This is a genomic window from Hungatella sp., from assembly GCF_046966825.1.
This window is the reverse complement of the sequence record NZ_JBKVCZ010000114.1, coordinates 1-20,648: the sequence shown is the minus strand read 5'-3', so window position 1 is coordinate 20,648 and position 20,648 is coordinate 1. Positions and strand designations below refer to the sequence as shown.

Here is a 20,648-nt window from a genome sequence, read left to right as displayed (position 1 = left end):
TTGTGGATGTAGGCGGCAGCTGTCAGCTTGTTTTTATAAGGGTTGTCTTCACACGGCAGAATCACCGTGACTCCCGTCTTGTGCTCCGCCGTATTCACGGTGGCATGGCCCACCGTCACGCCTGCAACATCGGTAATCTTATTAAGGGGTCCCGGCTCCATTTCGCCCGGAATAATCCCGTATGCGCGGATTCTTTTCATCACTCTTTCCTTTCCAATGCGTATTATCTGTTCTTATTATACATAAAAGTGACCGGCTGGCCGGCATTTTCGGAATTTTTTCACCTTGTATCCCGGAAAAACGTTGTTATAATCTAGACGTAGGAAATGGTAAAATTACATAGAATTCCCAAAGGAGGAATCATCATGAAAATTCAGAACATCTCTGACGTAGAAAAATTTTTCCAGGTTATCGACCAGTGCAAGGGTACCATCGAACTCGTATCCGCAGAAGGTGACCGTATTAATTTAAAGTCCAAATTAAGCCAGTACCTCTCCATGGCGTCCATCTTTTCCAACGGCTATATCAATGAGCTGGAACTCGTGGCCCATGAGCCGGAAGACGTAGAGCGCCTGATCAAGTACATGTATCAGGGTGAATAAAACCTGGCCCGTGTATGAAAAGCCTGCCGGATAAAGCAGCCGGAAGCAGACCGATTTTATCGTTCTGCTTCCGGCTTTTTATCATTTTGCGCGTCCAGGCTCCTGCTCCGGCTGCGCCTTCGCCTTTCCACGGTTCTTTTTCTGCTCCTGATTTTTCTTTTCCAGTCTCGCGTAAACCATTCCGCGGAGCAGAGAATACAGGACTGAACAGAGCGGAATAAAGATCAGCATGCCGGCGATTCCCATAGCGCTGCCGCCGATGGTAACCGCAACGAGAACCCAGATGGACGGAAGTCCCACCGAGTTGCCCACCACATGGGGATAGATTAAGTTTCCTTCAATCTGCTGAAGGATAAAGAACACTGTCACAAACAAAAGTGCATCGAGCGGCTTCACCATCAGCATCAGAAACGCTCCGATCACGCAGCCGATAAACGCTCCGAATATGGGAATCAGCGCGGTAAACGCGATCAGCACTCCGACTAACAGCGCATAGGGCAGCCGCAGAACGGACAGCGTGATGAAGAACATGGTTCCCAGAATCACCGCCTCCAGGCACTGACCGGTCAGGAAGTGGGAAAATGTATTGTATGCCAGATCTGCAACTGACAAAATATTTTCCGTGACCCGGTCCGGCAGGAACGCCCGCATCAGCTTCTTCATCTGAGCAGAAAGCGTCTCCTTCTGAAGCAGAATATAGATCGCGAATACCAGGGCGATTCCAAAGGTGGTAACGCCGCTGACGATGGAGACCGCCGCCGTGATCGTTGAATTCAGCACGGTGCTGGCTCCTGAAGAGAGAAATCCGATCACATCCTCGGAGAAGGACTTCCAGTCAATCTGGATTCCATTGATATAATCCAGGATTTCCGGATTCTGGGCGAATAAGTCTTCCGCCCCCTTCTTCACCCCTGCCAGGAAAACCGGTATACTGTTCTGCAGACTCATAAATGTCTCGAACAGCTGTGGCATGACGACGAAAATGACTAAAAGCAGCAGACCTACCACAAACAGCAGGGTAAGAACCAGGCCGATCGGACGGCGCAGTCTGTTGTTTTCCTTCATGGGAAGCAATTTCTCAATCCTGCGCATGGGGACGTTTAAGATAAACGCCATGACTCCGCCCAGTAAAAACGGTGAGATGAACCCGAAAATCATCATAAACACCGCAAAAACACGCCGGTAGTTCACGCCGATCACTACGACCGCCACGGTAAATACGATAAGCCATCGCAGCTTCTTTATGTTGCTGTCATTTAATTCCATAAATTTACTCCTTTACCCGTTCTGTAAATGTTTCCAGAATCTCCTGTTTCGCTGCCTGAAAGGTACCCTGGGCCATCAGGGAGCTTCCGCCGCCTTTTCCGTTTAATTCTTTGTTTAAGTATTTGCTCAGTTCCCGCATGTCAAAACTGCTGCTTCCTGCCGCATATTGGTAGCTGCCTTCCGTCCCGGAGCAGACCAGGACCACGCTTCCTCTGCCGCCCTCATAGAGCATGGTGCAGTACTGGCGAAGCTGAATCGGCGCCAGCCCCTCCTCGAATACTGCCAGAGGCTTTTGGCTGCGCTCAAACTGTACCATTCTGGCCGCAAACAGTTCCTGATACAGCTGGTTGATCTTCCCATCCTTCATACTGCTTTCACTCTTTAACTTCTCCACGGTTTCCGTGACTTTCTCCGGCTTGGCTGAAAGCAGCACGGACAGCTCCGTCACCGTCTTCTGTTTCTTCTGGTAATCCTTAAGGGCGTCCATACCGCAGAGCATGGAAACCCGGATACCGCCTTTGTAGTGAATCATGCCGGTGATCTTAAAAATGCCTATCTCTCCGGTGGTCATGACATGGGTGCCGCAGCATGCACAGACATCGCCGTCCGGAATCTCGATGATCCGCACCTGTCCGGTCAGCTCCTTCTTGCTTCTGTACTCCATGGCGTCCAGCTCCCCGGCGGTTGGATACAGCTCCAGAACCGGCAGATTCTCTGCGATTTTCCGGTTGACCTCATCTTCTACCGCCTCCAGCTCTTCCGCCGTGAGCACTCCGTTAAAGTCAACGGTCACCTCTTCGCTTCCCATATGAAATCCCACATTATCGAACCCATACTTTTTATGTACCAGTCCTGAAAAAATATGTTCTCCCGAATGGTTCTGCATGTATCCAAACCGTCTCTCCCAATCGATGGTACCTGTAACGGCTGTCCCTGCCTCTAAGGGTCCGTCGGTCTCGTGAATAATCTCCCCCGCCTTTTCATGGACATCCAGTACCTTCACGGATCCCAGGCTTCCGGTATCTCCGGGCTGACCGCCGCCCTCCGGATAGAAGCCTGTCCGGTCCAGAGTCACCTGGAATCTGCCGTTCTTCCCCGTCCGGCAGTCTGTCACCACCGCTTCGAACGATTTTACATAGGGCCGTCTATAATATAATTTCTCCATATAATCTACCTCTTTTCCCGTTTGTAACTAATTATACACAAGTATTGGATAAGTTCAATCATATGAATTCTAAAATTTTACGAAAAATGTGGAAACAGTGGCAAGCAGGGTCACATACATTTAAGTGTAAACAATTTATTTGGAGGAACAAATATGAGTGATCTGGCAGCAACAAATTGTGGATGTGGCTGTGGCTGTGAATGCAACAATGGAGGAAGTGGATGCAACTTTATCTGGTTGATCCTGATTCTGTGCTGCTGCGGCGGCGGTGGTTTCGGAGGCGGCTGCGGTTGCGGCGGCGGAAGTAACTGCGGCTGTGGCTGTGGCGGAAGCAACGGATGTGATTTCATCTGGATCATCCTTCTTCTGTGCTGCTGTGGCGGCGGCGGTGGTGGATTCTGCTGCTAATACATGCAGAGAAAACATTTCCACGAAACATAAAGACTGCGGTCCGGATATTCCGGGCCGCAGTTTTTTGGTGTAACAGGGCAATTTCCTGTTACACCAAAATCCCTCCTGGCAGGCTGTGCGCTCCAGGCAGGCGGCGGTATATCACCGCCTCTGATTCTTCTCCTGCCCCGGCGCGGCCAGCGGATTTTCTCCATTTCCCCCGCGGCCGGGATTTCTGCCCTGTTTTCTCTTTACGCACTCGTCGTCAATTTCATATACTGCATTGCCATCTATAATTAAACGATTTCTCATGTTTATCACTCTCCTGTAATACTAATATATGCGGCCGCATATATTGTCAACAAGAAAAGTAAGGATATCATGTTATGAACAACGAAAAAAATTCCCAGCCAGTCGACCTGGATTCCTTAATCGGTGATAACCATTTACAGATGATGAAGGCCGCCCTCCCCTATATGAGCGTGACCGAGCAGCGTTTTATCTCTCTCTTTGTCAAATTCAATGAGCTTCGCCGCACCGTAAAGCTGTTTGAGGACGAGGAGGTGGCTGCCATGGGCATCTGCTCCACAGGAGAAGACACCGAGAAGCCGGCTTCCCCCATCGATATGCTGGGCGCCATCAAACCGTTTGGTACACCGACAGAACAGGATTTAATCGATCTGATCATGAACTTTTTCCAGGGCTTTAAGCTGGCAGGAGCAGTATCCGACGCGGTTCCCGGGTCCATGGTACCGGATCCCGAGCCCACTGAAAATACGGCCAGGCAGGCACAGTCACAGACACCGCCTCCTCACCGCTCCGGCGGACCGTTCGGACGCATGTCCTTCGATCAGATCAAGAACTTTATTCCTCAGGAGCAGCAGTCCCGTCTGGAGACCATGCAGCTCATGATGTCTGCCATGCAGCAGATGAACTAATTCACCGCTACATACAAAGAAAGGAAGTTTACCGCCCTATGAATACCAACTGGAAACAGGATCCCCGCTTAAAAGGCATGAACCAACAGAAACTTGAGCTGCTGACTACATTCGCCCAGGAGGTGGAATCCGCGCCGAAGGATCAGCTGATGTCCACGATCCTCACCCTCAATTTAAAGGCCAATGAAAAAGGCATCCATTTTTCCGATCAGGAGACGGAGCTGCTCGTCTCAATCTTAAGCGGAGGAATGAGCCCCGCCGAACGGAAACGCATGGATACCTTACGCATGATTTCTAAAAATTTGTCAAAACGGAAATAAGACCCACGTCATTACTCCTGCTCCAACTGGCTGATATCGGAAACAATGACAATCCTGGTCTCTTCATCGACGCTTGTCACCAGCTTTTTCATGTACTCCTCGGACACCTTGACACAGCCCGAGGTTCCGGTATCGGCCGCTCCATTCATGCAGTGCAGAAAGATGGCGGACCCCTTCCCAGGCACGCGGTCACTGTTGTAGTCGAGTGCCAGTCCATAGTTGTAAAACGGAACCATGGCGGCCATATGCTCCGCCGACTTCCAGTCTTTTTTTGTGCTGCTGGAATCCACCAGCTGGTTATAATGGCTGCTGCCAGGATCATCCACCCAGTAATCGGTATCCGTCAGCTGGTGATACGGCAGAATACTGCCCGGATTTTCCTTCACGCCAAAGGCCATGGTAAAACGGTACGTTCCGAGGGGAGTCTTCTTATCCCCTTCCTTCTTATCGCCCGTCGCTCCGTTCTTTCCATATCTCCCCGCAGTCACAAATTCTTCCGTCCAGATACCCTTATCATCCTTCGTATGATAGGAAAGGCTGATATCCGCCTCCCCCTGTCCCACCACCAGGATCAGACTGTCCGTTTCCGAGGCAGCCGGTATATTTCCCATAAGCTCCTGCTCCTCAGCAGACTCCTCTGTGTTGATATCCTTCAGGCCGATTCCAGGACCTGTCTCCTCTTTTCCGTTTATCCCATCCACGGCCTGTCCAGCTAAACGTCCATCCGTCTGACCATACACAGCCGTTCCGGCGGCGCCGGCGTACGCAAAAAGGACCGCCCCTGTCATGACCAGCAAATATTTCTGATATCGTCTCATTCGTAATTCCTCCGATTATCATATCTTATGCTGTCATTATACACGGTACGGTCCCTTTTGTCATGCCTGAACGGCTATTTTAATCTTACAACATGCTGACAATATATGTACACATTCTTAATTTTTTTAGCCTGCTCTCCTTCTTCCCCCAAAATGATCGGCTGTGTGCCGGATGGTGTAATGTACAGCTTAAATGCAATTCCATCCTGACCTACCTTCATCTGCCTGACCGGACGGTACTCGAACGACCTGCGCTCGATTCCCAGATATTCGTAAATGGCATTCTCCAAATCCTTGTCTTCAAAGCATTTGGCAATATCCTCTTCCGCATTCATATCCAGAATAGCTTTCGCTTCATCAAACGTCAGATTTGCAAACCGGAAATCCCCGTCTCCCAGTATATAGGCCAGAGTCTCATTATCAAGAAGCAACAATGGGTAACCTACGCTCGACTGCTCCATAAAATACCTCCTTATCTCCGTTTATTATAACAAAATTCTCAATTATCTGCTATTAGTATTATCATATCTATTTTTCTCTCATTTGTCAATATTTTCTGATTTTTTTATATTTGTTCGTTAATTATCAAACTATTGTGTTTGATTTATTCTCACAGCAACAGTCAAAGCAAAAATCACAACAAAAGACACCCTTCGGCTGCCGCCTCCGGGTGTCTGTAACTGCTATTTGCAAACAATATTGATAATTCTTCCTGGCACATAGATTTCCTTGACAATCGTCCCAGTCAATTTATCCGTAACCATCGCTTTTCCCGCCTCGATCGCATCCTCTTTGGATGTACCGGCCGGAAGCGTTACGACCGCTTTCGTCTTTCCATTCACCTGCACAGCCACGGAAATCTCATCTTCCTTCATGGCTTCCTCATCGCATACCGGCCACTGGGCATGGAATACCGTATCGCTTCCTCCCAGCTGCTGCCACAATTCCTCCCCGATATGAGGCGCGAACGGAGCAAGCAGAATCACAAAGGTGCGGAGCGTCTCCCTGTCAATTCCTCCGGTCTTCTTCGCCAGCTCAATGAATTTGTTGTTATACTCCATAAATCCGGAGATTACCGTGTTTAAATTGAACTGGTTAAACCGCTGTTCGATATCAAAGATCAGCTTATTACGGAGACGCACCATCTCTCTCGTCGGTTCGGTCTCCTTATCCTTGCTGTCCATGACGAGATTCCAGAAACGGTTCAAGAAACGGCTGACGCCTTCGATTCCTCTGTCGTCCCATTCCGCGTCCAGCTCCGGCGGACCGACGAAGAGTTCGTACATTCTCAGGGAATCACAGCCGTAATCACGGACCAGTTCATCCGGAGATACCACATTTCCCTTGGATTTGCTCATCTTGATACCGTTCTTGCCGGTGATCATGCCCTGGTTAAACAGCTTTGTAAACGGTTCGTCGAAATCGATGACGCCGATATCACAGAGGAATTTCGTATAGAACCTGGAATAGAGCAGATGAAGCACCGCGTGCTCCACGCCTCCGATATACATATCGACAGGAAGATATTTATCCGCCTTTTCGCGGGAAACAAGCTCCTTCTCGTTATGGCTGTCCACATAGCGCAGGAAGTACCAGGAGGAACCGGCCCACTGCGGCATGGTGTTCGTCTCACGCCTGGCCGGAGCGCCGCAGACCGGACAGGTGGTGTTCACCCACTCGTCGATAGCAGCCAGCGGAGATTCTCCCGTTCCCGTCGGCTGATAGCTTTCCACCTCCGGCAGAGTTAAGGGAAGCTGATCCTCCGGAACCGGGACATTGCCGCAGTGCGGACAGTGGATAATCGGAATCGGTTCGCCCCAGTAGCGCTGTCTCGAAAATACCCAGTCGCGCAGCTTGTAATTGACCGTCTTCTTACCGATTCCGCGCTCTTCAATCATCACGGGGGCTTCCTTCTTTAAGACGGAAGACTCCATTCCGTTCCACTCGCCGGAATTGATCATGATCCCGCTGGCCTCGGTATAGGCCTGTGTCATATGCTCGATCTCCACTCCGTCTTTCGCAATAACCTGTATAATCGGAAGATCGAATTTCTTTGCAAACTCAAAGTCTCTGTCGTCGTGAGCCGGCACGCACATGATGGCTCCCGTGCCGTAATCGGCCAGCACATAGTCGGAGAGCCAGATCGGCACCTTTGCACCATTTAACGGGTTGACGGCGTAGCTGCCCGTAAATACACCCGTTTTTTCTTTATCCTGAAGACGGTCCACATTCGACTTCATGGAGGCTTCATAGATATACTTCTCTACCGCCTCCTTCGTCTCCGGCACGGCGAGCCCGGCCGCCAGCTCATGCTCCGGGGCCAGTACCATGAAGGTCGCTCCGTACAGCGTATCCGGCCTGGTCGTATAGACTTTAATTGCCTCTTCCCGTCCGTCCACTTTGAAATCCACTTCTGCGCCGTAGGACTTGCCGATCCACTCTGTCTGCATCTTCTTGACCTTCTCCGGCCAGTCCAGCTTATCCAGGTCATCCAGCAGACGGTCCGCGTAGGCGGTTATCTTTAACATCCACTGCCTTAAGTTTTTCTTCGTAACCGGGGTCTGGCAGCGTTCACAGCAGCCGTTCACCACCTCTTCGTTGGCAAGGCCTGTCTTACAGGAGGGGCACCAGTTAATCGGGAATTCCTTCTCATAGGCCAGCCCCTTCTTAAACATCTGAACAAAGATCCACTGCGTCCATTTATAGAATCCGGGGTCGGTCGTGTTGACCTCCATATCCCAGTCATATACCGCGGCGATCTCATTGATCTGACGCTTGATGTTGGCTACATTCTCAGCCGTGGATTTGGCCGGATGAACGCCCATCTTGATCGCATAGTTTTCCGCCGGAAGGCCAAAGGCATCCCAGCCCATCGGATGGATGACGTAATGTCCCTTTAAAATCTGATACCTGCTCCAGACGTCGGAGATACATATCCCCTCCAGTGTCCCACATGAAGCCCGCTCCCCGACGGGTACGGAAACATATCGAGACAGTAATACTTCGGTTTCTTCCCGTCATTGATATTTACGGGATTCTTTTTCCAGTTTTCGCGCCACTTCTTTTCAATTGCGCTGTGATTGTATGATGATGCCATAACAAACCATTCTCCTTCCTGATAAAAAATAAAATCCGCTCCCTGGAATTCCGCAAAATAAAGAGTCCGGCGAGCAGGACTCTCGCGCCGGAGCGCGGCCGCTTCAGCGGCCATACTTCCTTTGCGCGGAGTGCCCCGCCTCCCGGAGGTTTTTTTTATTTCATAGGACAAACTTTCCAATGAAATAAAAAACGCGTCTCCACCGTCCAGGCCGCTCAGGCCATAACGATAGAGACGCGGATTCCTTCCACGCGGTACCACTCTATTTCATACAGAAGCTGTATGCACTTATCGGATACGCATTCATATCCTTCCCCCGATAACGGCTGGGTTGCCGGCCGCACCTACACAAAAGCAGCGCTTCCTTCAGTGAGCAACTTCAAGGCGAGTTCAGCCATCCTTCCCAACCGGCTCGCACCATACGCCGGCTCTCTGCATGTTCCAGACCGCTTACTATTCCTCTTCACAGTATTTATGCTGGCTATAAATGTATCACACTTGTCGGAACGTGTCAACCGCTATTTATCATTTTCCTGCAACTCCCTCTCCTGCTTAGGAAAACAGAAACAGTCCCACGGAGACAAAGAAAAAGAGGATCATGCCCAGATTTAAAAACAGGGTCTCGAACCGCCTTCCTCTCGGAATCGCCAGCATCGCGGGTTTTAAGCGGATCTCACGGCGGTAAAGGATCAGGAATACGATTCCCAGCACAACGGCCGCAATCATGAAGATGCCATAGGCCATGGCAAACCAGATATTATCTGCTGCATGAAGCGCTACGATCGATCCCATAAAATTGATCACCGCATGAAATATTACGGTATAACGCAGCTTTCCCGTGTTGATGTAGACGTATGCAAATACGACCCCCAGCCCAAATGCATAGAAAAACTGATAAAAATTCCCATGGCTGAGCCCGAATAAGACTCCCGACAGAACGATAGCCACCCGGTCGCCGTAATGAGCCACCCGATCGATCAACAGCTTCCGGTACAGAAGCTCCTCAAATATGGGAGCCGCCACCACCGTCAACAGGAAAATTACCCACGTATCCAGATTCTCGATCAGCTCATTTACCGGATTTAAGAGAGGCTTGCCCTGGATTCCATTCACGATGCTCATGAGGACGGTTCCTATAATATTTCCGATGTACATAATGCTGATGCAGGCAAAAAAAGCAACCACCAGCCGCCCCGCGCCGAACGGCTGCCTCTGCGGCCTGCACGGCGTTCTCATGTCTTTCACAATGAGCCAGCATACCAGCGTTCCGAACAAATACATGGGAATCGAGCCCAGGAGCACGATCCACGTATTCCAGTCCCCCTTCCACCCCATTTTATCAAGAACTCCGAGTATCAGCCCCGCCTCCGCCTGCACCATAAGTCCCACCAGCAGAAATGCCGCGTATCCCACTCCGAGCCTTGAACACGTTTTCTTTATTTCTCTTAAGTAATCCATCCGGTCACTACCTCCTGACTCTTCTTACCATCACGTTTCCAAGTTTATCACATCTGTCTCATGTTGACAAGAAATCTCATGGGAAAGGAGAAAACCTGCGCAGGCCAGGAATAGAAATGAGGCGGAACGACATTCCGTTCCGCCTCTCATCATCTTTATTCTCTTTCTTATACCTCGGTTCTGTCAACCTTGGAAGCACGCTCTTCCACTTCACGCTTCTGAACATCGCCAGGAGCCTGCTCGTAGCGGCTAAACTCATATTCATACGTTCCCATACCGCCTGTCATGGAGCGGAGGTCTGTATTGTATCCAAACAGCTCAGACATCGGAACATCGGCTTCGATGATCTGCTTGCCGTTATGGTTGGAATTCATCCCCAGTACACGGCCGCGTCTGCGGTTTAAGTCACCCATAACATCACCGGTGAACTTATCCGGAACAGTAACCTTTAAGGAGGCAATCGGCTCTAACAGAACCGGATTCGCTTCCATAAAGCCCTTCTTAAACGCCAGGGTGGCCGCCATCTTAAACGCCATCTCAGAGGAGTCTACCGGATGGTAGGAACCGTCTGTCAGCGTCGCCTTCAGTCCGACAACCGGATAGGCTGCGAGAGGTCCTCTTAAGATACACTCTGCAACACCCTTTTCAACAGCCGGGAAGTAGTTCTTCGGAACAGCGCCGCCGAATACAGTCTCCTCGAATACGTAAGGTGTCTCTAAATCGCCGGATGGCTCAAAGGTCATCTTAACGTCGCCGAACTGTCCATGTCCGCCTGACTGCTTCTTATACCTTCCCTGAACCTCAACTTTCTTTCTGATGGTCTCACGGAACGCAAATTTCGGTTTGCTTAACTCGATCTCTACTTTATAGCGGTTTAACAGCTTGCTGACTACAACGTCCAGCTGCTGATCACCGATTCCGTATAACAGGGACTGATGGTTCTCTGTATCGGTAACTGCCTTTAAGGTCCAGTCTTCTTCTGTCAGCTTCGACAATGCGCTGGATACCTTATCATCATCGCCCTTTGTCTTCGGTTTGTAGCGCATATACGTATACGGCGTGGAAATCTCCGGCTTATGGTATACGATCGGCGCGGAACGGAGCGCAATGGTATCTCCCGTCTGGGTTACGGATAACTTGGATACGGCGCCGATATCGCCGGCCTTCAACTCCGGAACCTCAATCACGTCTTTTCCTCTGAGCAGATAGATCTTTCCGATCTTCTCCTCTGTATCCTTGTTTACGTTATAGATATTGGAATCCGGTTTTAAGGTACCGGTACAAATCTTCATCAGAGAGTATTTGCCGATAAACGGGTCCACAATCGTCTTAAATACACGGGCGGAAAGTGATACATTATCGTTATATTTGGCTGTAAAGCGCTCTCCTGTGGATACGTCCACACCGATACACTCGTAACGGTCCGGAGTCGGGAAGTACTTGTCGATTCCCTGAAGCACCATCTTCGCACCCTGTGCGTTAATGCCGGAGCCCAGCATAACCGGTACGATATTGCCTTCTATTACATGTTCCCGAAGTGCAGAAGAAATCTCTTCCTGAGTGAACTCATCGCCTGAGAAGTAGCGTTCCATATACTCTTCGCTCGTCTCCGCAACGGCCTCCATCAGCGCTTCACGCGCAATCCCCAGGTTCTTCTGTGAATATTCAGGAATCTCACATTCTTCATAGTCACTGTTCACCGTGAATCTGCGGCCCGCCATCTTTACGACGTTGACAAATCCCACGAACTTTTCATTCTCACGAATCGGAAGATGGAACGGTGCAATCTTTCTGCCGAACTCTTTTTCCAGTCTCAGCAGCAGTTCACGGTAGCTTGCATGATCGTCATCCATATTCGTTACAAAAATAATACGCGGCAGCTTATACTTTTCACAAAGTTCCCATGCCTTATATGTACCAACCTCTATGCCTGCCTTGCAGTTCACTACGATAACCGCGGCGTCTGCAACGCTAATTGCTTCTTCTACTTCACCAACAAAATCGAAATAACCCGGCGTATCCAGCAAGTTAATCTTGATCGGACCGTCTTCACCCTGATACTCCAGCGGAATCAGAGTTGTGGAAATGGAGAACTGTCTCTTAATCTCTTCCTTATCATAATCGCTGATGGTGTTTCCATCGGTGATCTTTCCCATTCTGCTGACAGCTCCTGTAATCAGTGCCATCGCCTCTGCGAGTGTCGTCTTACCCGCGCCTCCGTGGCCGAGTAATACAACGTTACGGATTTGTTTGGTTCCATACACGTTCATAAACATTCCTCCTGTTCAGTATTTAAGTCTATGAGGATATTTTACTAAAAGTGTCGGAAAATTGCAAGTAGAATGTGCATTTTGCACAAATAATTTTACTTGTCAAAATATGGGTTTCCTACAGGGCCGGACACCAGGCGGCCTGGGGTCTGCTTTCTCCTTTAAAATCAAGGAAAGACGCGTGATACGGGGCTTCATTCTGCTCCGCTTCGTTGGCTCTGTTCCATATCTTTAAGGCGGCCTGCAGAGTGATCTCCACATCATGATAGTAATAGATACCGGCCTGAGTATGAGAAACCACGTCCTCAATCAATAGCCTGGCATCCTGGTTTTCAAACAGAACTTCATTTAAATTATTCCTCGTCAGCTTCATAGTATCGATCTTCTCCTTCCTGTCAGGTTCTCACATCTCGAACATACGTTCTTTTACTATATTCATTATATCAGAACATACGTTCTTTGTCAAATCTTTTTCGCATCGTCTTTGCTAATTTGCGTTAAAGTGTCGAAGTTTAACGTATAAAAGCGTTGACAACTTACATTCTTTCGATTACAATGGTGCTTAAGCTATTTTTGAATACTTGTTAAAGAGAGGAAACCGATATGATTATTATTATGAAACCGAACGCTTCCGAAGAAGCGGTTGGGAAAATTAAAAACCTGATAGAATCCAAAGGCCTCCAGGCTCATCTTTCCAAAGGAACGGAGGTCACCATCGTAGGCGTTGTCGGCGACAAGACGAAGCTCCAGGGCGCCAACATCGAGATGGCGGAGGGCGTGGATAAGATCGTTCCGGTCACCGAGACGTATAAGCTGGTAAACAAAAAGTTTCACCCGGAGGACTCCGTGATCGAGGTCGGAAATACCAGTATCGGACCTGGCAGGCTGACCATGATGGCCGGCCCCTGCGCCATCGAAAATCACGACATGGTTATCGAGACAGCGATCGCCGTAAAAAAGGCCGGCGCAGAATTTTTAAGAGGCGGCGCCTACAAGCCGAGAACTTCCCCCTACGCCTTCCAGGGACTGGAGGAAGAAGGCTTACAGTATATGAAGGAAGCCCGGGATGAGACCGGCCTTAATATTGTCTGCGAGGTCACCAGCTTACGGGCTCTGGAGACCGCGGTGAAGTACGTGGACATGATCCAGATCGGCGCCCGCAACATGCAGAATTTTGAGCTGTTAAAGGAGGCCGGACGCGCCGGTATCCCGGTACTGTTGAAGAGGGGCTTATCCGCAACCATCGACGAATGGCTGAACGCGGCGGAATACATCGCCTCCGAAGGCAATCCCCGCATCGTACTCTGTGAGCGCGGCATCCGCACCTACGAAACCGCCACCAGAAACACGCTGGACATCAGCGCCGTGCCGGTTATCCGCACCAAGAGCCATCTGCCTATTCTCATCGATCCGAGCCACGCAACCGGTGTCCGCGCCTACATTGAGCCGATCTCCAAAGCCGCAGTCGCAGTAGGCGTCGACGGTCTGATCGTGGAGGTTCATCCGTGTCCGTCCTGCGCGCTGTCCGACGGCCCGCAGTCGCTCACCTTTGAACAGTTTGAGCAGCTTACCGAAAACCTGAAACCTTACGCAGCACTTGCAGGGAGGATATTTTAATGACTGATTCCACCATTGCCTTTATTGGGCTTGGTCTCATCGGCGGTTCCATAGCCAGAGGGATCAAGCGTGAAAAACCGGATACGAAGATTATGGCATACATGCGGACCCGCTCCAGGCTCTTAAGCGCCCTGGATGAGGGCGTGATCGACGTGATACTCGACGGAGTCAATGAACAGTTATCCGAGTGTGATCTCATCTTTCTGTGCACCCCCGTGGAATATAACGCCCGCTACCTTGCCGAAATCAAACCATTTTTAAAGCCGGGCGCCATCATCACCGACGTGGGAAGCACCAAGACCGACATCCACGAGGCGGTCACCCGGCTCGGGATGGAGGACTGTTTTATCGGAGGCCATCCCATGGCCGGATCGGAAAAGACAGGCTTCGAGAATTCCACGGATCATCTGCTGGAAAACGCCTACTACATCATCACCCCCACCCGCAGCTCTTCCCCGGAGGCGGTGGATCGGCTGATATCCGTCGCTTCGCTGATCGGGTCCATCCCCATCGTCCTGGACTACCGCGAGCACGATTCCGTCACGGCAGCCATCAGCCATCTGCCTCATGTCATCGCCTCCAGCCTGGTGAATCTGGTCAGGGATGCCGATAATCCGGAGGGTCTGATGAAACGACTGGCCGCCGGCGGCTTTAAGGATATTACTCGAATCGCATCCTCGTCTCCCGAGATGTGGGAGCAGATCTGCATGACGAACCGGGCGCCTCTGGCTGCCGTTCTGGAGCAGTATATCGCCTCCTTAAATGGAACTCTGGAAAAGCTCAAAGCTGGTGACAACCAGTATCTCTCCCGGCTGTTCGAGACTTCCAGGGACTACCGGAACTCCATTTCCGAGCGGAACCAGGGCTCTGTCACACCGGAATATTCGTTTACCGTAGACATGGCGGACGAGGTCGGCGCGATCTCCACACTGTCCGTTATCCTTGCGGCCAAGGGCATCAGCATTAAGAACATCGGCATTAACCACAACAGAGAGCACGGGGAGGGCACGCTCAAGATTATCTTCTACGACAAGGAAGCCATGGACATGGCGTGGAAGCAGTTAGAGCGCTACCATTACGACCTGGTGCGTGTCTGAAAATTGACATACGGAGGATACACCATGAAATTTAAAAAGGCAAGCCCGCTTAAGGGTGAAGTACATATTCCCGGCGATAAATCCATTTCACACAGAAGCGTCATGTTCGGATCGATTGCAAAGGGAACGACGCAGATCAGCCATTTTCTTCAGGGGGCGGACTGTCTTTCCACCATCTCCTGCTTTCAGAAGATGGGCGTGGCCATCGAAAATAACGGCGATTCCGTCATCGTCCGCGGCAATGGGCTGCGAGGCTTAAAAAGGCCGGATACCGTTTTGGACTGCGGCAACAGCGGCACCACCACCCGCCTGATATCCGGAATCCTGTCGGCACAGAATTTTGACGTGACAGTGACCGGCGACGAATCCATACAGAAACGCCCCATGAAACGAATCATAGAGCCTCTTTCCCTTATGGGCGCCCAGATTGAGAGCCTCCGTCAAAATGGCTGCGCGCCCCTGCATATTACAGGCAGGCCCCTTCAGGCCATCCATTACCATTCCAGGATACCGTCCGCCCAGGTAAAATCGGCCATCCTTCTGGCCGGACTCTATGCGGACGGTGAGACAAGGGTGACAGAGACTCATGTGTCCCGCAACCATTCGGAGCTCATGCTCCGCTCCTTCGGCGCCGATGTGAGATGCGAGGGCACGACAGCCATCATCCGGCCGGTCGGGGAACTCTACGGAAAACAGATTACGGTTCCCGGCGATATTTCGTCTGCAGCCCCATTTCTTGCCGCGGGCCTTTTGGTGCCGGGTTCCGAACTGCTGATCCGCCAGGTGGGGATCAATCCCACCAGAGACGGTATTCTCCATGTCTGCCGGGCCATGGGCGCCGGCATAACGCTGATGAATGAACAGGATGCCTCCGGAGAACCCACCGCTGACATTCTGGTTAAAAGCAGCAGCCTCCACGGCACGGTCATCGAAGGAGCCATCATCCCCACTCTGATCGATGAGCTTCCCATGATCGCGGTAATGGCCTGCTTCGCGGAAGGCACCACCATCATCAAAGATGCGGCGGAATTAAAGGTCAAGGAATCCAACCGTCTCGAAGTCATGGTGAAGAACTTATCCGCCATGGGGGCCGATGTGACCGAAACTGCGGATGGAATGATCATCCGCGGCGGTAAACCGCTGCACGGCGCCGTGATCGACAGTCTGCTGGATCACCGCATCGCCATGACCTTTGCCGTCGCAGGGCTCTGCGCGGAAGGCGAGACGGAGATTCTTGGGGCAGAATGCGTGAACATCTCCTATCCTGGTTTTTATGAGGATCTCATGAAGTTAATGAGATAATACTAGTGCCGCCGGACCTAAATACGGCAGTATTTTCAGTTAAAACGGTCAAACAAAAATGAGCAGAGAAGACGCCATGCTTTCCGTCTTCTCTGCTCACGTTTCTATTCTCTTACAGGACTCTGTTCAGAAGTTGTGCTCCGGTTCAAGAAGCCTGTTCCTGATACTCTTTCAAAAGCGTTTTCACCGCCTCTTCCGCCTCCATAAACCAGACGTCTCCGGGTGTTACGGACAGGACGAATCCGATTTTCCCTAACAGGGACATCAGATACTTCACCTCTCCGGCCTCTCCCAGCTCCAGATATTTCTTCTCTGACCTGCTCCTTATATGCTCCCGCACGCCAAATTTCCGGCAGTAATAAATATCCTGCCTCAGCTCTCTCCGGTAGGCGGATGGAACCGACACCCTGTCGTTGACCACAATGCCTGTCACCGTCTGTCTGGTATGGCGGGTAAGGACCTTTGTCTTTGACCGGTTGAGTTCAAACCCCATGGCGTCCAGAAATCCTTTCACCTTCCCGATCACCTCCGCCGCGGCAAAATCCCCGGAAAATGTCATGTCATCACAGTAACGGCTGTATACAATATCCCGCTCCCGGCACCACGCCTCCATGTATTCGTCAAACGGCTTCATCACCAGATTCGATATGGCGGCCGAGGCCGGCGATCCCTGGGGAAGCGTGTCCCTTAAGCAGCACAGCGAGGTCAGAAGCGTCCCTACCGGGACAGGAAAATACCTGCTGCTAAATGCCCTCTGCTGCACCATAGAAAACGTAATAGTTCCGAAAAAATCTTTGATATCCAGCTTCAGCACCACGTTTTTGCCCGTATGGCGGGCTGCATTATCCCGGATGGACGCGCCTCTGTGGTAGGCCGCCGCACACGGCGACAGCTCCAGCCCCTCCAGAATATGGTGAAGGATATTCCGCTGTATCGTCTTAAGCAGCGGGTCCGGCGCCTGAATCTGCCTTACTCCTCCGCCCTTCTTCGGAATCCGCAGCCGGTTATAATGTTTTTCTGTATGATTGCTCACGGTATACAGGCAGGATATGACCTTATCATCGGTCCACTCCTCCCCCTCCAGAAGCCGGAAGGAAAGAAGCATCTCCCTGCAGTGCTCCGCCGTGCAGTATTTCCACAAATCCGGTTCGTGCATAGGTAGTCCCTCACTCTAAATGACATGGCAGCCTTCCTGTCTTTCAGCCGGCTGCCCGGATTCAAAAGATAAAACGACAGGAAATCATACGAAAAAGGATGCCGTAAGATGCGAAGATGTACAAGCCGCAGGCGTAAGCACATGAAATGTGCGGATGTACTTCGGAGCAGATTACGGTCTTTTGACCTTAAAATAATGACATTCCTGACAGCGGCTCGCTGCCCGGCCGGATCTCCTTTATGGTTCCGGAAAAGCTATGATTCCCTGCCGTCTTATATTTCTTTATTCTAACACACAATGAGACCGCTTGCAACCGTCCGCCTCCCGGCCCTGCTGTAACACGTTACGATTCTGCGACTGCCTTCTTCAGCATCACGAAATAGAGGATAATCCCGACACCCGTCATAATATGGCCGAGGCCGGCGATTCCCGATATGGCTGCATCCATGGCACGGCTCAGCTCTAAGGCGCGCACCTGGGCAATGCCCCTGACGATCAGCATCACCACCGTTACGGCGATGCCCGCATTATAGATTCCAAAGAACAGCCCAAACCGCTTCTGCTCCGTTACCGCCGCATGAAACTCAAACAGCGCGGCCACAAGGAAAACGATCATTCCCAGCAGGAATAAGTGAGTGTGCACGAAGGCCAGCGTCGTTCTTCCGGAAAAGCCGTTAAACTTCGTGAATTCACGGTAGAATACACCTCCCGCCATGGCCAGCAGCGCATAGACCAACGCGGTGTTTACCAGCTTTAATACTGCTTTCTTTTTTCTGTCATTTGTCATATTACTTCTCCTTTCTCTGTCCCGGCTGTTTCATCTCCCGGTATCCCATAACCACGATCCACACGTAAGCGCAGGTCTTGGGGATCATAAGCGCGCCCACTGCCGGGATGGTATCCGCCCACAGCACAACCGGAATATAGAATCCAAAGCTGAGCGTAATCGCCAGCCACATAAAGCCAAAGCCTGAATCCGCCGTCTCCTTTGCCTTTCGGTAAAAGAGGACAATCATCAGAAGTCCCAGAACCGCAAACGGAATATTGCGGTAAATCCCCCAGGAGAGCGGTGCGCTGGCGCTTAACCAGTCATTGCCCGGCATGAAGCACAGGAATACCCTCACAAGGGCCAGCCCCCATACGACGGCAGTCAGACCGTTCTTTCCCTCCACGCGGTACCGCATCTTCCATATGTAGTACAGAATCACATAGAATACGGTCATCGTCACAGAGGTTACCAGCTTTCCAAATCCAAGGGCCGCGGCGTGATTCGCCAGCCCATCCGTACAGAGGGCGTAAGCGCGGGGCACTAAGTGAAATGCGTCGCCGCATCCCAGAACCACCGCCATGATTCCAAACAGCTTAATCTGCTTTCTCTCTCCCGCTCCGGTGATCATACGCACTCCCAGCGCAATCACCGTACATAAATATACAATGTCAAAGATTGTTTCCATTACTGCCTGCATCGTCATACTTCCTTTCCTGTGTCTGCATCTGTCTTATAGATCAGACGCCTCATAATCTCTTCAAAATAAGCCGGATCCTCCTGATTCTTCAGGAGAAGAACCATGTTGGAGAAGGCAAAGGATACGAACCTTTCGGGTGTAAATGTCTCGTTCCAGACCTCCGGTGCCACCCTGTTGTCGCGCTCCAGAATACGGAGCATCCCTTCCTTCATATGTCCTAAGTAAAATGCCTCCAGCTCTCTCCCTCTCTTCTGATCGGTCTGGCTGAGCACCTCCATCTCCTTTAAAAACTCCTCGCGGAAGCTTCCCAGGTTTTCGCGCAGGCGGAAATAGATATCGTGGACACTTCCGATAAAATCACCGCTCTCTGTGTCAAAATGACTGCCATGAAACACATTACGCCAGAAATCCTCCATAACCGCCCCGATTAAATCCCCTTTGGAAGGGTAATAATTGTAGACCGTACCAATCGCGATACCGCTCTCTGAGGCCAGACGGCGTATATTCAGATTTCCAATTCCCTCTCTGCCTGCGATCTCTTTCGCAATCGCAAGCAGCTCTTCTTTTGAAGTAGCTGATTTCTTCATATGGACCTCCTTCAATATGAACATTGTTCATTATACTCTGTAACGGCCATTTTGTCAAATAGTTCTGTCGTTTTTTTTCTTGACATCCCGCCTCCTTTCGGATAGAATGTAATGAAAGTAAGTACTTGCATGGAGGTGGAATACATGGATGATACCAGTCAGAGAATCGTGGACGCGGCCATGGAGCTGATCCGCGATAAAGGGTATGTCGCCACTACCACAAAAGACATTGCAAAGCAGGCAGGCGTCAACGAGTGCACGCTCTTCCGCAAATTTGCGGGAAAGAAGGACATCGTGCTGGCCGGCATTGATCAGGAAAAGTGGAGGGCGGACGTCACCCCCCTGGCCTTTGAAAACGTCACGTGGGACTTGAGAAGCGATTTAGAGATGTTCATGAACGCGTACATGGACCGGATAACCCCGGATTTCGTCAACCTCTCCATCGGCCTGCGCGCGCCCCAGATCTACGAGGAAACGGCCCCGTTCATCATGATGATTCCAAGGGCCTTCGTCTCCTCTCTCATCCGGTATTTTGAACAGATGGAGGAGATGGGGAAGCTGAATCACGGAAGCTATGAATCATGGGCCATGACAATTTTCTCCGCGACCTTCGGTTACACGTTTCTGAAAGCGTCTTTCGACGACAGCCTGTCCAAAATCTCACGTCACGATTACGTCAGAGACAGCGTCAGGGTCTTTCTGGAAGGAATCGGCAGGTGGGAAAATCCCGAACAGTGAAGAATCATACACGGTACCGCCGTAAAACCGCGGTACCAATTTTACCCCGTGTATGACAGCAAGTACTTGCATTCATATTATATTTAAGAAGGAGGCATTGATCATGCAAATCACAGGCGCACAGCTTTTTGTAAAAGCACTGAAGGAAGAAGGTGTCGAAGTCCTGTTCGGCTATCCCGGCGGGCAGGCCATTGACTTATTTGACGCGCTTCACGGGGAGACCGGCATCCGTTTCATTCTCCCCCGCCACGAACAGGGACTGGTTCACGCCGCCGACGGCTACGCCCGCTCCACCGGCAGACCCGGAGTCTGTCTCGTAACCAGCGGCCCTGGCGCGGCCAACTTAGTGACAGGCATCGCA

The 20,648-nt window shown here is 51.0% G+C and carries 22 protein-coding genes, 1 pseudogene and 1 other annotated feature; of the genes and pseudogenes, 9 read left to right on the top strand and 14 right to left on the bottom strand.

Annotated elements, in window-relative coordinates:
• Positions 1-200: P1 family peptidase (locus ACLTD4_RS25645; protein WP_412331658.1), on the bottom strand; the 200-nt coding region annotated here is incomplete at its 3' end.
• A 165-nt stretch (positions 201-365) separates the two neighbouring features.
• Between ACLTD4_RS25645 and ACLTD4_RS25640 the strand changes: the two genes are divergently transcribed.
• Positions 366-602, top strand: a complete 237-nt coding sequence (locus ACLTD4_RS25640; protein WP_002600074.1) for a hypothetical protein — start codon at positions 366-368, stop codon at positions 600-602.
• Positions 603-683: 81 nt separating this feature from the next.
• Here the strand turns inward: ACLTD4_RS25640 and ACLTD4_RS25635 are convergent, their stop codons facing one another.
• Positions 684-1,868 carry an AI-2E family transporter gene (locus tag ACLTD4_RS25635; RefSeq protein ID WP_117622789.1) on the bottom strand — a complete coding sequence of 395 codons (1,185 nt, stop codon included), beginning with the start codon at positions 1,866-1,868 and terminating at the stop codon, positions 684-686.
• A gap of 4 nt (positions 1,869-1,872) precedes the next feature.
• The gene (locus tag ACLTD4_RS25630) at positions 1,873-3,033 is read right to left on the bottom strand and encodes an alanyl-tRNA editing protein (protein ID WP_117622790.1); all 1,161 of its coding nucleotides are present in this window, start codon (positions 3,031-3,033) and stop codon (positions 1,873-1,875) included.
• 153 nt (positions 3,034-3,186) lie between these two features.
• On the opposite strand from ACLTD4_RS25630, the gene ACLTD4_RS25625 reads away from it, so the two are divergent.
• Positions 3,187-3,441, top strand: coding sequence for a keratin associated protein 6-2-like protein (locus ACLTD4_RS25625; RefSeq protein WP_081034236.1), 255 nt, complete (start codon positions 3,187-3,189; stop codon positions 3,439-3,441).
• A gap of 144 nt (positions 3,442-3,585) precedes the next feature.
• On the opposite strand, the gene ACLTD4_RS25620 is transcribed toward ACLTD4_RS25625, so the two are convergent.
• Complete coding sequence (locus tag ACLTD4_RS25620; RefSeq protein WP_167437694.1) at positions 3,586-3,735, bottom strand: hypothetical protein; 150 nt, start codon at positions 3,733-3,735, stop codon at positions 3,586-3,588.
• Positions 3,736-3,809: 74 nt separating this feature from the next.
• Here ACLTD4_RS25620 and ACLTD4_RS25615 point away from each other — a divergent pair, with 74 nt between their 5' ends.
• Positions 3,810-4,361: a hypothetical protein gene (locus ACLTD4_RS25615; RefSeq protein WP_055655798.1), complete on the top strand. Its 552-nt coding sequence runs from the start codon at positions 3,810-3,812 to the stop codon at positions 4,359-4,361.
• A gap of 38 nt (positions 4,362-4,399) precedes the next feature.
• The gene (locus tag ACLTD4_RS25610; protein ID WP_055655793.1) at positions 4,400-4,681 is read left to right on the top strand and encodes a hypothetical protein; all 282 of its coding nucleotides are present in this window, start codon (positions 4,400-4,402) and stop codon (positions 4,679-4,681) included.
• 11 nt (positions 4,682-4,692) lie between these two features.
• Here ACLTD4_RS25610 and ACLTD4_RS25605 read toward each other — a convergent pair whose 3' ends face one another.
• From ACLTD4_RS25605 to ACLTD4_RS25580, 6 genes and pseudogenes are all read right to left on the bottom strand, one after another.
• Entirely contained in the window at positions 4,693-5,499 is an 807-nt protein-coding gene (locus ACLTD4_RS25605) for a L,D-transpeptidase family protein (RefSeq protein ID WP_117622791.1), read from the bottom strand.
• Between the two features lie 74 nt (positions 5,500-5,573).
• Positions 5,574-5,960 (bottom strand): hypothetical protein, encoded by a 387-nt coding sequence (locus tag ACLTD4_RS25600; RefSeq protein ID WP_055655789.1) that lies wholly within the window; start codon positions 5,958-5,960, stop codon positions 5,574-5,576.
• A gap of 222 nt (positions 5,961-6,182) precedes the next feature.
• Positions 6,183-8,596, bottom strand: a pseudogene (gene leuS / locus ACLTD4_RS25595) (leucine--tRNA ligase).
• Between the two features lie 227 nt (positions 8,597-8,823).
• Positions 8,824-9,072 (bottom strand) — a binding site (T-box leader).
• A gap of 76 nt (positions 9,073-9,148) precedes the next feature.
• Complete coding sequence (locus ACLTD4_RS25590; RefSeq protein ID WP_117622792.1) at positions 9,149-10,054, bottom strand: CPBP family intramembrane glutamic endopeptidase; 906 nt, start codon at positions 10,052-10,054, stop codon at positions 9,149-9,151.
• A gap of 167 nt (positions 10,055-10,221) precedes the next feature.
• A complete protein-coding gene (locus ACLTD4_RS25585) occupies positions 10,222-12,324 on the bottom strand; it encodes an elongation factor G (RefSeq protein ID WP_055655787.1) in 2,103 nt (700 codons plus the stop codon).
• A 118-nt stretch (positions 12,325-12,442) separates the two neighbouring features.
• Positions 12,443-12,697 carry a hypothetical protein gene (locus ACLTD4_RS25580; RefSeq protein ID WP_002600086.1) on the bottom strand — a complete coding sequence of 85 codons (255 nt, stop codon included), beginning with the start codon at positions 12,695-12,697 and terminating at the stop codon, positions 12,443-12,445.
• A gap of 230 nt (positions 12,698-12,927) precedes the next feature.
• Here ACLTD4_RS25580 and aroF point away from each other — a divergent pair, with 230 nt between their 5' ends.
• The 3 genes from aroF to aroA are packed head-to-tail and all read left to right on the top strand — an operon-like array spanning position 12,928 to position 16,340.
• On the top strand, positions 12,928-13,941 hold the full coding sequence (gene aroF, locus ACLTD4_RS25575) for a 3-deoxy-7-phosphoheptulonate synthase (protein WP_117622793.1): 1,014 nt from the start codon (positions 12,928-12,930) through the stop codon (positions 13,939-13,941).
• Positions 13,941-15,038 (top strand): prephenate dehydrogenase, encoded by a 1,098-nt coding sequence (locus tag ACLTD4_RS25570; RefSeq protein ID WP_055655783.1) that lies wholly within the window; start codon positions 13,941-13,943, stop codon positions 15,036-15,038. Before aroF ends, ACLTD4_RS25570 begins: the two co-directional genes overlap by 1 nt.
• 24 nt (positions 15,039-15,062) lie before the next feature.
• On the top strand, positions 15,063-16,340 hold the full coding sequence (gene aroA, locus ACLTD4_RS25565; protein ID WP_055655782.1) for a 3-phosphoshikimate 1-carboxyvinyltransferase: 1,278 nt from the start codon (positions 15,063-15,065) through the stop codon (positions 16,338-16,340).
• Positions 16,341-16,485: 145 nt separating this feature from the next.
• Here aroA and ACLTD4_RS25560 read toward each other — a convergent pair whose 3' ends face one another.
• The 4 genes from ACLTD4_RS25560 to ACLTD4_RS25545 all read right to left on the bottom strand — a co-directional run bounded on the left by ACLTD4_RS25560 (position 16,486) and on the right by ACLTD4_RS25545 (position 19,549).
• Positions 16,486-17,496, bottom strand: coding sequence for a reverse transcriptase family protein (locus ACLTD4_RS25560; protein WP_117622794.1), 1,011 nt, complete (start codon positions 17,494-17,496; stop codon positions 16,486-16,488).
• A gap of 343 nt (positions 17,497-17,839) precedes the next feature.
• Positions 17,840-18,283, bottom strand: coding sequence for a DUF2871 domain-containing protein (locus tag ACLTD4_RS25555; protein ID WP_055655780.1), 444 nt, complete (start codon positions 18,281-18,283; stop codon positions 17,840-17,842).
• 1 nt (position 18,284) lies between these two features.
• Positions 18,285-18,962: a hypothetical protein gene (locus ACLTD4_RS25550; protein ID WP_025531426.1), complete on the bottom strand. Its 678-nt coding sequence runs from the start codon at positions 18,960-18,962 to the stop codon at positions 18,285-18,287.
• Positions 18,963-18,964: 2 nt separating this feature from the next.
• Positions 18,965-19,549: a TetR/AcrR family transcriptional regulator gene (locus ACLTD4_RS25545; protein WP_055655776.1), complete on the bottom strand. Its 585-nt coding sequence runs from the start codon at positions 19,547-19,549 to the stop codon at positions 18,965-18,967.
• A gap of 144 nt (positions 19,550-19,693) precedes the next feature.
• Between ACLTD4_RS25545 and ACLTD4_RS25540 the strand changes: the two genes are divergently transcribed.
• Together ACLTD4_RS25540 and ACLTD4_RS25535 are read left to right on the top strand one after the other, a co-directional pair.
• The gene (locus ACLTD4_RS25540; protein ID WP_117622795.1) at positions 19,694-20,287 is read left to right on the top strand and encodes a TetR/AcrR family transcriptional regulator; all 594 of its coding nucleotides are present in this window, start codon (positions 19,694-19,696) and stop codon (positions 20,285-20,287) included.
• Between the two features lie 103 nt (positions 20,288-20,390).
• Positions 20,391-20,648: thiamine pyrophosphate-binding protein (locus ACLTD4_RS25535; protein ID WP_412331657.1), on the top strand; the 258-nt coding region annotated here is incomplete at its 3' end.

Bases quoted from the DNA above. Each gene is read 5' to 3' on its own strand.
- ACLTD4_RS25635 (WP_117622789.1), bottom strand. From the start codon at position 1,868: ATGGAATTAAATGACAGCAACATAAAGAAGCTGCGATGGCTTATCGTA.
- ACLTD4_RS25615 (WP_055655798.1), top strand. From the start codon at position 3,810: ATGAACAACGAAAAAAATTCCCAGCCAGTCGACCTGGATTCCTTAATC.
- ACLTD4_RS25580 (WP_002600086.1), bottom strand. From the start codon at position 12,697: ATGAAGCTGACGAGGAATAATTTAAATGAAGTTCTGTTTGAAAACCAG.
- ACLTD4_RS25600 (WP_055655789.1), bottom strand. From the start codon at position 5,960: ATGGAGCAGTCGAGCGTAGGTTACCCATTGTTGCTTCTTGATAATGAG.
- ACLTD4_RS25545 (WP_055655776.1), bottom strand. From the start codon at position 19,549: ATGAAGAAATCAGCTACTTCAAAAGAAGAGCTGCTTGCGATTGCGAAA.
- ACLTD4_RS25590 (WP_117622792.1), bottom strand. From the start codon at position 10,054: ATGGATTACTTAAGAGAAATAAAGAAAACGTGTTCAAGGCTCGGAGTG.
- ACLTD4_RS25540 (WP_117622795.1), top strand. From the start codon at position 19,694: ATGGATGATACCAGTCAGAGAATCGTGGACGCGGCCATGGAGCTGATC.
- ACLTD4_RS25605 (WP_117622791.1), bottom strand. From the start codon at position 5,499: ATGAGACGATATCAGAAATATTTGCTGGTCATGACAGGGGCGGTCCTT.
- aroF (WP_117622793.1), top strand. From the start codon at position 12,928: ATGATTATTATTATGAAACCGAACGCTTCCGAAGAAGCGGTTGGGAAA.
- ACLTD4_RS25625 (WP_081034236.1), top strand. From the start codon at position 3,187: ATGAGTGATCTGGCAGCAACAAATTGTGGATGTGGCTGTGGCTGTGAA.
- ACLTD4_RS25550 (WP_025531426.1), bottom strand. From the start codon at position 18,962: ATGCAGGCAGTAATGGAAACAATCTTTGACATTGTATATTTATGTACG.
- ACLTD4_RS25585 (WP_055655787.1), bottom strand. From the start codon at position 12,324: ATGAACGTGTATGGAACCAAACAAATCCGTAACGTTGTATTACTCGGC.
- ACLTD4_RS25610 (WP_055655793.1), top strand. From the start codon at position 4,400: ATGAATACCAACTGGAAACAGGATCCCCGCTTAAAAGGCATGAACCAA.
- ACLTD4_RS25620 (WP_167437694.1), bottom strand. From the start codon at position 3,735: ATGAGAAATCGTTTAATTATAGATGGCAATGCAGTATATGAAATTGAC.
- ACLTD4_RS25640 (WP_002600074.1), top strand. From the start codon at position 366: ATGAAAATTCAGAACATCTCTGACGTAGAAAAATTTTTCCAGGTTATC.
- ACLTD4_RS25630 (WP_117622790.1), bottom strand. From the start codon at position 3,033: ATGGAGAAATTATATTATAGACGGCCCTATGTAAAATCGTTCGAAGCG.
- ACLTD4_RS25570 (WP_055655783.1), top strand. From the start codon at position 13,941: ATGACTGATTCCACCATTGCCTTTATTGGGCTTGGTCTCATCGGCGGT.
- ACLTD4_RS25560 (WP_117622794.1), bottom strand. From the start codon at position 17,496: ATGCACGAACCGGATTTGTGGAAATACTGCACGGCGGAGCACTGCAGG.
- ACLTD4_RS25555 (WP_055655780.1), bottom strand. From the start codon at position 18,283: ATGACAAATGACAGAAAAAAGAAAGCAGTATTAAAGCTGGTAAACACC.
- aroA (WP_055655782.1), top strand. From the start codon at position 15,063: ATGAAATTTAAAAAGGCAAGCCCGCTTAAGGGTGAAGTACATATTCCC.